Annotated in this window: 10 protein-coding genes; 5 read left to right on the forward strand and 5 right to left on the reverse strand. The window is 27.7% G+C overall.

Annotated elements, in window-relative coordinates:
- Nucleotides 1-52: 52 nt before the first annotated feature.
- Nucleotides 53-2068 carry a TonB-dependent receptor gene (locus tag AC5LG6_RS09575; protein ID WP_498586388.1) on the forward strand — a complete coding sequence of 672 codons (2016 nt, stop codon included), beginning with the start codon at nt 53-55 and terminating at the stop codon, nt 2066-2068.
- A gap of 50 nt (nt 2069-2118) precedes the next feature.
- On the opposite strand, the gene AC5LG6_RS09580 is transcribed toward AC5LG6_RS09575, so the two are convergent.
- Nucleotides 2119-3027 (reverse strand): chemotaxis protein CheV, encoded by a 909-nt coding sequence (locus AC5LG6_RS09580; RefSeq protein ID WP_498586389.1) that lies wholly within the window; start codon nt 3025-3027, stop codon nt 2119-2121.
- 43 nt (nt 3028-3070) lie between these two features.
- The gene (locus tag AC5LG6_RS09585) at nt 3071-3739 is read right to left on the reverse strand and encodes a tRNA threonylcarbamoyladenosine dehydratase (protein WP_066219708.1); all 669 of its coding nucleotides are present in this window, start codon (nt 3737-3739) and stop codon (nt 3071-3073) included.
- 61 nt (nt 3740-3800) lie between these two features.
- Between AC5LG6_RS09585 and greA the strand changes: the two genes are divergently transcribed.
- From greA to uvrB, 3 genes are read left to right on the forward strand one after another with little or no spacing between them, the layout of a single operon-like run.
- Nucleotides 3801-4286 (forward strand): transcription elongation factor GreA, encoded by a 486-nt coding sequence (gene greA, locus AC5LG6_RS09590; RefSeq protein ID WP_431394685.1) that lies wholly within the window; start codon nt 3801-3803, stop codon nt 4284-4286.
- Between the two features lie 2 nt (nt 4287-4288).
- Nucleotides 4289-4987 carry a UDP-2,3-diacylglucosamine diphosphatase gene (locus AC5LG6_RS09595; protein ID WP_390870138.1) on the forward strand — a complete coding sequence of 233 codons (699 nt, stop codon included), beginning with the start codon at nt 4289-4291 and terminating at the stop codon, nt 4985-4987.
- An 8-nt stretch (nt 4988-4995) separates the two neighbouring features.
- The gene (gene uvrB, locus AC5LG6_RS09600) at nt 4996-6969 is read left to right on the forward strand and encodes an excinuclease ABC subunit UvrB (protein WP_498586390.1); all 1974 of its coding nucleotides are present in this window, start codon (nt 4996-4998) and stop codon (nt 6967-6969) included.
- A gap of 34 nt (nt 6970-7003) precedes the next feature.
- Here uvrB and argH read toward each other — a convergent pair whose 3' ends face one another.
- Nucleotides 7004-8395, reverse strand: a complete 1392-nt coding sequence (gene argH, locus AC5LG6_RS09605; protein ID WP_434257510.1) for an argininosuccinate lyase — start codon at nt 8393-8395, stop codon at nt 7004-7006.
- Between the two features lie 76 nt (nt 8396-8471).
- Between argH and AC5LG6_RS09610 the strand changes: the two genes are divergently transcribed.
- Nucleotides 8472-9722 (forward strand): GGDEF domain-containing protein, encoded by a 1251-nt coding sequence (locus AC5LG6_RS09610; RefSeq protein WP_148570109.1) that lies wholly within the window; start codon nt 8472-8474, stop codon nt 9720-9722.
- Between the two features lie 17 nt (nt 9723-9739).
- Here the strand turns inward: AC5LG6_RS09610 and AC5LG6_RS09615 are convergent, their stop codons facing one another.
- Together AC5LG6_RS09615 and AC5LG6_RS09620 are read right to left on the reverse strand one after the other, a co-directional pair.
- Entirely contained in the window at nt 9740-10363 is a 624-nt protein-coding gene (locus AC5LG6_RS09615; protein WP_066219730.1) for a CBS domain-containing protein, read from the reverse strand.
- A 53-nt stretch (nt 10364-10416) separates the two neighbouring features.
- A complete protein-coding gene (locus tag AC5LG6_RS09620; protein WP_498586391.1) occupies nt 10417-11349 on the reverse strand; it encodes a NifU family protein in 933 nt (310 codons plus the stop codon).
- Nucleotides 11350-11504: the final 155 nt, after the last annotated feature.

Genomic DNA, 11504 nt, shown 5'->3' on the forward strand with positions numbered 1-11504 from the left:
AAAATTAACACATCTTTGCAATACTTCTAAAATTTTAAAAAAGGGAAAAATTATGAATGTAAAAAAAATTACTATGCTATCATTTGTAGTTGCTACAGCTTTAAATGCAAATGAAGCAACAACTTTAAACGAGATAACTATAGTAGAAAAATCTAACTCAAAACTTATAAAAGATATAAATAGTGAAGAGCTAAAAAGTGCTGATTTAGCTGAAGCTTTAACTAAAAACTCTGCTAATATATCAGTTGTAAGAAGAAATGGAATTGCAAATGATATTATTTTAAGAGGACAAAAAAAAGACAATATTAATATCTTAATAGATAATGCAAAAATATATGGAGCTTGTCCAAATAGAATGGATCCACCAACTTCTCATGTGGTTACAAATAATATTAAAAGTGTAAAGATTATTGAAGGTCCTTATGATGTTGAAAATTTTGGAACTTTAAGTGGTCTTGTAAAAGTTGAAACAAAAGATCCAAAAGAGGGATTTCATGGTGAGTTGAATTTAAATGCAGGAAGTTTTAACTATAAAAAAGCAAGTGCAACAATTGAAGGTGGAAATGATAAAGTTAAAGCCTTAATCTCTGCTTCAAATGAAGAGAGTAAAGCATATAAAGATGGAAATGGTGATAACTTTTTAGAACAACAAATAAAAAAAGGGCTTCAAGTTAAAGACCAATATAAAGATGGAAATATTGATGCCTTTGAAAAAAAGAGTGTTTTAACAAAACTTCAATTTAATATTACAGATGATCAGGATTTAAGACTATCTTACACTGCAAATAGAAGTGATGGTATTTTGTATCCAGCTGGTCCTATGGATGCTGATTGGGATGATAGTGATATTTATACTTTGGGATATACAATAAGAGATTTGGGGGCTTTTTCAAAACAGCTAGATTTAGATTATTATTACTCTAAAGTAGATCATCCTATGAGTACAAAAGAGAGAAATGGTGGACAAACAACATACAATACAAACCATCTAAAAACTTCAATATGGGGTACAACTGTTAAAAACTCTTTAGAAGTTGCCGATAGTTTAGTAACGGTTGGACTTGATACAAGTGTTAGAAACTGGAGAGGCTCTATGCATAGCACCACAGTAGCAACTGGAGCCATAACTTCAATGCCATATAATAATCGTATGTATGATACAGATACTAAAAACAAAGCAATTTTTACAAAGGTTGAAAAATCTATTGGAAACTTCGATTTAGAAGCAGGTATTAGATATGATAATACAAATATAGATACTCAAAGACCAAATGTAGATGATAAAAAATATAATAGCTTAAATGGATATATTTTTACTGCTTATAATTTTGATGAACAAAGTAAAGTTTTTGCAGGTATTGGTAAATCTTCAAGAGTTCCAGATGCAAGAGAGTTATATCAGTTAGGAATGGGTGGAACTGAATCAGCTGCGATAAATGCCTCTGCTTCAAATCCAAATTTAGATCAAACAAAAAATTATGAGATAGATTTAGGAATTGAGAAAACTATTGGTAATTTTTATATCAAACCAAAAGTTTTCTACTCAGTTCTAAAAGATTATATATATAATAGTACAATTGGAACTAATCGAACACAATTTCAAAATATTGATGCAAAAATTTATGGTTTTGATATAAGTGGGCACTACTACTTTACAGATAATTTTGCATTTGATTATGGAGTTGCTTACCAAAGAGGTAAAAAAGATGGAGTTTTTACAGACAAAGATTTAGCTGAAATTCCACCTTTAAAAGCAAATTTAGGTCTAAGTTATGAATATGAAAAATCTAAATTTAAAGCAGAAGTTGTAGCAGTTGATAGATGGAGTAAATTTGATGATAGTGCAAAAGAGCAAGAAATTGCTGGATATGCTGTTACAAATTTAAAATATACTCAAGAGTTATTTAAACATTTTGAATTAACTTTAGGAGTTGATAATCTATTTGATAAAGTTTATAACTCAACAAATACTTATCAAGATATTAGATATGTTGAAGTTGGTGGTGAACAAATTCTATTTAATGACCCAGGTCGATATGGATATGTAAACTTGAAATATAGTTTTTAACTAAATAACAAAAAAGCTAGAATTTCTAGCTTTTTTTGATAAATTTTTGATTATCTAAGAAGAAGCTTATTTGTAATATTATATAAAGCATTTATATCTGTCTTTCCAACAAATCCATCTATCCCTATTCGTGTCATTTTACCTTTTACTGCATCTGTTGTCATTGAAGAGTTTACAACAACTGGAATATGCTCATATTTACTATTACTTTTTATAAAAGAGGCAACCTGATATCCATCAGTTCCTGGCATTTCTATATCTGTTATTACCAAACCTACTTTTTCAGGTTCAAGTTCTTGAAGTCTATCTATAAGTTCTCCACCATTTGGATATATCTCATATTCAACTTCTATTTGACTAAAAAATTTGTGTAAAACTTCTCTTGCTACTGCTGAATCTTCAGCTGCAAGTATTTTTTTAGAAGAGTGGATTTTCCCCTCAACATATTTTTTAATATCTCTTCCACCATCATCTGTCCACTTAATATCTCTTAAAAGTTGCTCTGCATTAAAAACTGTACAAAGCTCATCTTTGTTATTTACTTTTACATAAGTTGTATAAGTTATTTTTGAGTTTGTCTCCTCTGTGTGTCTTAACTCTTGAGTAGTCTTTTCAACAATATCAAGCATATCTTTTACTAAAAAACCTATTTTTTTATGATTAAATTCACAAAAAATAATAAGTTTATACTCTTGAGTGTCAAATGGCTTAAGCCCTAACCATGCATCAAGATTTATTAAAGTAACTGGTTCCCCTCTTATTGTAGCAATCCCTGCAATAATATTTGTATCTTTTGGAGTATCATTTATAGCAACTTCTTCAGTTATTATAAATGCTTTCACTTTAGCTATGTTTATTGCATAAATATTATTATGACCAGTGTAAAATACTGCTAACTGCTGAACATTTCGTAAATGTCCCTGTGTCATTTGTTCAACACTACCACCAATACCGCTCATGAAAATCCTTTTTTTAGTGTAAAGTAAATTATTATATATCTTTTTAACTTTGACTATCTTTAACTAAACTTAGCTTTTTTACAATTTTTTGAATAGTTACAGATGCCATCATAAGCCCAAAACTTGCAGTTACTCCTTCAAAACTACCTTTATCAACACAAAGTGGAGCTTCACTTGAATATATAACTTTAAATTTCTTTTTAAATCCTTGTTTTTTGAGTTCTTCTCTCACTTTTTTAATAAATTTATCATTGTAAGTTTCCCAAATAGAGCTATATTTTATCTGTAAAGGATCAATCCTTTTTGCTCCTCCACCTGTACTTATTACTTTTGTGAAGTGTTTTTTTATAAGATGTACTTTTGGTTTTACATCATCAATTGCATCTAATATATAATCATAAGATGAAAAATCAAAGTTATCAATCCACTCTGGTGTTATTTTTACACAAATAGGAGTTACATTTGGATATCTCTCTTTTAAAACTTCAACTTTTTTTCTTCCAATATTACCGTGACTGCCCAATTGTCTATTTTGATTTGAAGCTTCATATTCATCAAAATCTACTATTGTGATATTTGTAACACCTGTATTATACAAAGCATCTAGGGCAAAACTTCCTATTCCCCCTACTCCAAAAAGTATTATTTTTGTATCTTGAAACTTTTTAAAGGCATCTTCTCCAAAAAGTATTTTAGTCCTACTATATTGCATATTTACATCTTCTTTACTAATTTTTGGGTATTATAACACAAAAATATTTATGGGAGATGTTATGGATAAAGAACCAATGACACTTGTAGGTTATAATAAAGTAACAAACGATTTAGAGTTTTTAAAAAGTACAGAGCGGCCAGAAACTGTAGTTGCACTAGATGAAGCAAGACAACTAGGAGATTTAAAAGAGAATGCTGAGTATCACAGTGCAAAAGAGAAATTAAAACTTATAGATGTTCAAATAGCTGAGTTAAGTAATACAATTTCAAAAGCAGTAATAGTTGATCCATCATCTTTACCACATGATCGTGTGAGTTTTGGTTCAACTATAGATTTAGTAGATGTTGAAACTGATGATGAATTTACTTATACTATAGTTGGTGGAGTTGAATCAAATGTAGAGAAAGGGTTAATCTCTTTTAACTCACCTTTAGCAAAACAACTTATGGGGAAAGTAGAAGGGGATGAATTTATTGCAACACTTCCAGGTGGAACTAAAACTTTTGAAATCTTAAAAGTATATTATAAAGAGTTAGAGCTATAAATTTGAGTTTTATTTTAAAAGATGAGGCTATTTTTATAGCCGATTCACACTACAATAAAAAAAATCAAGAGTTTAAAATTATCTTAGAAAAAATCAAAAATAATAAAATATTTTGTAGTCAAATTTTTTTGATGGGTGATAATTTCGACTTTTTATCTAATGAAATAAAATATTTTAAAAATAGAAATAAAGATATTATAGAACTTTTAAATTCTCTTTCAGATAGTTTTGAAATATTTTATTTAGAAGGAAATCATGACTACAATCTTTCAAAAATATTTCCAAACATTAAAGTTGTAAAAAGAGAAAACCAACCATTACTTTTAAAGTACGAAGATAAAAAAATAGCTCTTTCACATGGTGACAATTTCATAAATTGGCACTACAATTTGTATTGTAAAATTATAAGAAATAGCTATTTTCTTTATTTTTTAAATTTTTTAGATATAAATTTTTTTATAAGCAAAAAAATAGAACAAGCTTTAGAAAATAAAAATATTTGTCATAATTTAAATTATTTTGAAGAACTTGTAAATAAAAGAGTTAAAAATTATACAGAAGATATTATTATTGAAGGGCACTATCATCAAGCAAAATCTTATAAAATAGGAAATCAAGAGTATATAAATATTCCATCTTTATGTTGTCAAAAAAGTTTTACAAGATTTAAAAATAAAACTTTTTTAAATGAAAATTTATAGGAAAATAAATGGCAAAATTTGAAGTAATAAGTGAATACTCTCCAAGTGGAGACCAGCCAAAGGCTATTGAAATTTTATCTAAAAGTATAGAAGAAGGTAACCAGTATAATACCCTTTTAGGAGTTACTGGAAGCGGAAAAACTTTTACTGTTGCAAAAGTTATTGAAAAGGTTCAAAAACCAACTTTAATAATGACCCATAATAAAACTTTAGCAGCTCAACTTTACAGTGAATTCAAACAATTTTTTCCAAATAATCATGTTGAATATTTTATCTCTTACTATGACTACTATCAGCCCGAAGCTTATATTCCAAGAAGTGATCTATTTATTGAAAAAGATAGCTCAATTAATGATGAATTAGAAAGACTAAGACTAAGTGCAACTGCTTCTTTACTATCTTTTGACGATGTTATAGTTATTGCTTCTGTATCTGCAAATTATGGTTTAGGAAATCCAGCTGAGTATAAAGCAATGGTTCAAAGAGTTGAAGTTGGATTTTCATATTCTCAAAAAGAGTTTTTATTAAAACTTATAGAAATGGGTTATAAAAGAAATGATAAGTTTTTTGATAGAGCTGATTTTAGAGTAAATGGTGATGTAATTGATATTTTTCCTGCATATTATGAAGATGAATTTATCAGAGTAGAGTTTTTTGGAGATGAAGTTGAAACTATCTCAAAACATGAATATTTAACAAATGAAAAAATAAAAGAGTTAAAAGAGATAATAATCTACTCTGTTAATCCATTCGTTGTAACACAAGGTAATCTTGCACGTGCAGTTAAAGAGATAGAAGAAGATCTTGAAGAAAGATTAAACTATTTTAAAAGTGAAAATAAACTTGTGGAGTATCAAAGACTTAAACAAAGAGTTGAATTTGATTTAGAGATGATTGAAGCAACTGGAATGTGCAAGGGTATTGAAAACTATGCGAGGCATCTAACAGGACAAAAACCAGGAGAAACTCCGTACTCTTTATTAGATTATTTTGCTCAAATGGATAAAGATTTTTTACTAGTTGTTGATGAATCACACGTATCTTTACCTCAATTTCGTGGAATGCATGCAGCTGATAGAAGTAGAAAAGAGGTTTTAGTTGAGTATGGGTTTAGACTTCCAAGTGCTTTGGATAATAGACCTTTGAAATTTGATGAATTTATAAAAAAAGCTCCAAATTATCTCTTTGTAAGTGCAACTCCAAATGATTTAGAACTTGAACTTAGCTCTGCTGTTGCAGAACAAATTATAAGACCAACAGGACTTCTTGACCCAGTTATTGATATTATTGATAGTGAATTTCAAGTAGAAAAACTTCACGATGAAATCAAAAAAGTAATTGCAAAAAATCAAAGAGTTTTAGTTACAGTTCTAACTAAAAAGATGGCTGAAGAGCTTGCTAGTTATTATGCTGATTTAGGAATAAAAGTAAAATATATGCATAGTGAAATTGATGCAATTGAAAGAAATCAAATAATAAGAGAGCTTAGACTTGGAACTTTTGATGTATTAATTGGAATAAATCTTTTAAGAGAAGGTCTTGATATTCCAGAAACTTCCCTAGTTGCTATTTTAGATGCTGATAAAGAAGGGTTTTTAAGAAGTAGAACTTCACTAATTCAAACAATAGGAAGAGCTGCAAGAAATGAAGAGGGAAGAGTTATATTATTTGCAAAAAGAGTTACAGCTTCTATGCAATTTGCAATTGATGAAACAAATAGAAGAAGAGAGATTCAGAAAAAATATAATATTGAAAACAATATAACTCCAAAATCAACAACAAGAAAACTAGACCAAAATCTAAAAGTTGAAGAGTATGATACGGTTGCTCTAAAAAAACAACGCCTTGAAAAGATGCCAGCAAGTGAACGTAAAAAAATATTAATAGAATTAAACAAACAGATGAAAAAAGCAGCAGCTGATTTAAACTTTGAAGAAGCTATACGACTTAGAGATGAGATTGCTAAAATTAAAGAGATATAACTAATAAAATGTAGTATTAACTACATTTTTATTATCAAGACTTTGATAACCACTCTTGAAAATAATCAATTTGAACTTCAGTCTGTTTTGTAGATGTTCCACCAAATGAGTTTCTACTATTCATAGAGTTTTCTAAACTCAAGTATGAAACTATCTCTTCATCTATATTTTCAAGCTCTTTTGTTGAACTTCTAATCTCAGATATATTTAACTCACTTATATCTTTATTTAAACTATTTGCTTTTTGAACAACCTCTTTTGTAATATAGTAAGCTGTTCTAAATGGCATATTTTGTTTTGCAACCAAATAATCAGCCAAATCAGTAGCTGTCAAATGTCCTATTTTACAAGCACTCTTCATATTTTCTTCTTTTACAATCATAGTTTTTATAACTTCATTTAAAATATTAAGCGAGATTTCAATAGTTTCAACAGAATCAAAAACTCCCTCTTTATCCTCTTGTGTATCTTTGTTGTATGCCAATGGAAGTGATTTCATAATTGTTAAAAGTGAGATTAAATTTCCATATACACGACCAGTTTTGCCTCTTAAAAGTTCTGGTACATCAGGGTTTTTCTTTTGTGGCATAATAGAACTTGTTGTTGCATACTCATCACTCATTTGAATAAATCTAAACTCATAAGAACTCCATAAAATAAGCTCTTCTGAAATACGACTAACATGCATCATTGTTGTAGAGATATTAAATAGCAATTCCAAAGCAAAATCTCTATTTGAAACACTATCCATAGCATTTTGTGTTGGAGCCAAAAATCCTAAAAGTTCTGCTGTTTTAAATCTATCAATATTGTGTGGAGTTCCTGCCATTGCAGCACTTCCAAGAGGTGAGTAGTTATTTCTTATATATGAGCTTTCAAATCTTTCAAAATCTCTTTTAAACATATTTGCATATGCCATCATATGAAAACCAAAATTAATTGGTTGAGCATGTTGCAAATGTGTCATTCCTGGCATTATTGTTGTTGTATGTTTTGAAGCAATTTCAACAAAAGTAGATATTAACTCTTTTATTTGATTTTGAATAGATTTTGTTTTTTCTTGTACATAAAGTGTAAAATCTGTACAAACTTGGTCATTTCTACTTCTTGCTGTATGAACCTTTTTACCAGCTTCTCCTATAATTTGAGTAAGCCTATTTTCAACTGCCATATGAATATCTTCATACTCTAAAGAGAATTCAAATTCACCACTTTTTATCTCTTCTAAAACTTGTAAAAGACCTTTTTCGATACTTTTTTGCTCATCATTTGTAATAATATTTTGTAAAGCCAACATTTTAGAGTGCGCAATTGAGCCTTTAATATCTTGAGAATATAGTTTTTTATCAAACATTATAGAAGCATTAAACATATCTAATAGTTTTGAATTTGTATTTTTTAAAATCTGATTATTTGTATTTGGCATAAAATTTTCCTTTAAAGATTAAGTAAATATTATATCATAAGTGATATAATATTTTCAAAAAAATCAAGGCACTTTGATGAATGAAAATCTAAAAGAGATTACTAAAAATACTTTAGAGAAATTAAGACAAAAGAACCTACCAACAACTCCTGAAAACTACTTTTTAGAATTTAAAGAACAAGCAAAAATTTTCAACACTGAATATAGTGATGTAAACATACTAAACGAAGCTCTAAAAAATCTAACAAATGATGAAAAAAAAGTTCTAAGTAGTGAGTCAATTTTTGAAATAATACCTATTTTATCAAAAAGAGCAAATAATGATGAATTAAAATCACTAATAGGTACTTTTAGTGATCTTTTAGCTCCTTCAGTAAATTTTGAATTAAAAGAGGAGATTGAAAATTTCATTCTTGATTGTCTTAGAAATCCAATACAAATAACAACAAAAGAGTCTATTTTAAAAATAAAAAATTTTGCAAAAAATAGGATAGAAGCCGATAGAAGAGTTTTAAAAGAGAAAACAAATGATATTATAAAACTAACATCTTTAATGAGCAGATACTACGATAAAACATTAAATGATAGCAATAGTTCAAATGAAGATATAAAAAAAATAAAAGAAGATTTAGAATCTTTAGAAATTTCTGATTTTTCAAAAAGAGAGCTAACAGCTGTTCAAAAAAGATTGATTAATACTATTTATAAGCTTGAGGACTCTTTACTTGAAAATAACAGAATTTTATCATCAAATATTGATAGATTTAAACAGCTAAATAAGCAAATTGAAGAGCTTGAAAGAGAACTTCAAATGACAAAAGAGGAGTATTTATATGACTTTTTAACTTCTGTTTTAAATAGAAGAGCTTATGAAGTTGAAGCAAAAAAAACAGAAAAACAGTTTTTTATATTTGAAACAAATTTCGCAGTTGTATTTTTTGATATTGACCACTTTAAAAAAATAAATGATAAATATGGTCATGCATGTGGTGATGAAATTTTGAAATCTTTTGCAAAAATCTTAAAAGAGCTTACAAGAAAAGAGGATATTGTAGCTCGTTATGGTGGAGAAGAGTTTGTGGCATTAATCAACTTTAGAGATAAAATAGAGCTAATAAGATATATAAAAAGAGTTAAAAATGCTTTTTTAAATAGTACTTTTATATATAAAGAGCATAAAATAAATATTACTTTTTCAGCTGGAGTTACTTTTAGAAATAATTATAACTCTATAGTTGATGCTCAAACAAAGGCTGATGAACTACTTTATGAAGCAAAAAATAAGGGTAGAGATAAAGTTATTTTTGATGATGGAACAGTTTTATAAATAAAAATCTAACTTAACTAAGACCAAAGCTGAAGTTTTGGTAAGTTTGCAACAGCTTTTAGGATATCTGTTTTTGATATTATTCCCATTAAAACATCACTATCATCAACTATTGGAATTGCATCTAGTTTTAAATCAAGCATTACTTTAACAACATCTCTAACATCCGAATCTGGATCAGCTGTTAAAACTTCTGGCAAATAAACATCATCAATTTTTCTTTTTAAAATAGCTTGTGTATCATCTAAATGATTCATAAGTAAAGATAAAATTATTTTTTTGTTCACAATACCAATAATTTTTTTACCAAAACCAGTAATTGGAATTTGTGATACTTTCTTCTCTTTTATTAAATAGTAGATATCTTCAATTGTTAAGTCATTTCTAGCATATATTACATCATGAGTCATAATATCTCTTGCTTTATAAACTGGCTCCAGAGTATCTAAAGTAGCAACTTTTTTATAAGAGTTTAGGAATTGATCTTTTTTCTCTTGATTTAATTCATTTGAAAAATTTTGAATCAATCCCTCTTTTGGTTCAAACCTAGCAGATTCTAACTCTTCCACATTTTTCAAAGCATATAAATTGTCACTAGTACTTCTAAATCCTACTGTTCCATTGTTATATATAGCAAACATCAATATTCCTAAAAAAGTTTATTTTATTGTATCAAAATAACTAATCTTTTATCTTAAATTGGTAAAACTCTAATATTTTCATTTACTTTACTTTGTAAAATAGACTCAATTGCATATAAAGTTCCCATACTTCCAGAACTACACCCACTACAAGCACCTAAATATCTAATATATAAATCATGATGAGGAGGTGACTCTACAATATCTAAAATCTCCATATTTCCACCATCCATAACAAGCATTGGTCTTACATCATCATCTAAAACATCTTCTATCAACTCTATTTTTTGCTCTTTTGTCATAACTTCAAAACTTGTATTAATATATGATGGCTCATCTTTTTGTTTTTCATTTTCTATTTGCGCTCTTGTTTGTTCCAAAATATCACTTAAATATATCTCTTTTTCTTCAAGTCCACCCTCTTTTTGACAAGATTTACAAAATATTCCAGCTTTTGTAACATTTCCTATATCTTCAATAGTTAATAAATCAAAATTTTTGATAGCATCTTTTATAGTTTTTAAATTTGTTCTAGCACAATCACAAACTATATAATCATCATCAAAATCGTTAATATCTCTTTTTTCAGAATTTAATGCAACTTTTTTTAGTATCACAAAATTTAAAAAACTATTGTGTAGCTCTTCAATACTAAGAGCTGGTATTTGTGGTTCATCTCTTAAAGCAAATTCAACATCAGTTTTAAACAAATTTGCTACTTTTTCAATACTCTTTCCAATACATAACTCAATCATCATATCATTTAGAGCAACTATTAAACCTGTTGCAAATGATTTAAATTTTGCATTAAAAACTATTTTATCTTTTGTAATTGCAAAATATACTCTTAAAGTATCATTTCCATTTGATTCAAAGTCTGCAACAACTAGTTTACAGCCTAAACTTCGTGCCTCTTCTTTTGTTATCTCTCCAAAATTCTTTGGATTGTTAATTCTTTCCTCTATTTTTTTTGAATAATTTTTCATTTTCATTCCATACTTTATAATATTTTTTTATTTTTATAATAATTTTTTTGCATTTTATTTAAAATAGGATAAATTTTATCTTAATTTTAAATACGATTTAATAGGCAATAAATTACTTTTTTTACTAATTCCTTTTACTTTATTAGTATTTATGT

This window comes from Arcobacter thermotolerans, assembly GCF_983172305.1.

Bases quoted from the DNA above. Each gene is read 5' to 3' on its own strand.
- AC5LG6_RS09585 (WP_066219708.1), bottom strand. From the start codon at position 3,739: ATGCAATATAGTAGGACTAAAATACTTTTTGGAGAAGATGCCTTTAAA.
- argH (WP_434257510.1), bottom strand. From the start codon at position 8,395: ATGCCAAATACAAATAATCAGATTTTAAAAAATACAAATTCAAAACTA.
- AC5LG6_RS09615 (WP_066219730.1), bottom strand. From the start codon at position 10,363: ATGTTTGCTATATATAACAATGGAACAGTAGGATTTAGAAGTACTAGT.
- AC5LG6_RS09610 (WP_148570109.1), top strand. From the start codon at position 8,472: ATGAATGAAAATCTAAAAGAGATTACTAAAAATACTTTAGAGAAATTA.
- uvrB (WP_498586390.1), top strand. From the start codon at position 4,996: ATGGCAAAATTTGAAGTAATAAGTGAATACTCTCCAAGTGGAGACCAG.
- AC5LG6_RS09580 (WP_498586389.1), bottom strand. From the start codon at position 3,027: ATGAGCGGTATTGGTGGTAGTGTTGAACAAATGACACAGGGACATTTA.
- greA (WP_431394685.1), top strand. From the start codon at position 3,801: ATGGATAAAGAACCAATGACACTTGTAGGTTATAATAAAGTAACAAAC.
- AC5LG6_RS09575 (WP_498586388.1), top strand. From the start codon at position 53: ATGAATGTAAAAAAAATTACTATGCTATCATTTGTAGTTGCTACAGCT.
- AC5LG6_RS09620 (WP_498586391.1), bottom strand. From the start codon at position 11,349: ATGAAAAATTATTCAAAAAAAATAGAGGAAAGAATTAACAATCCAAAG.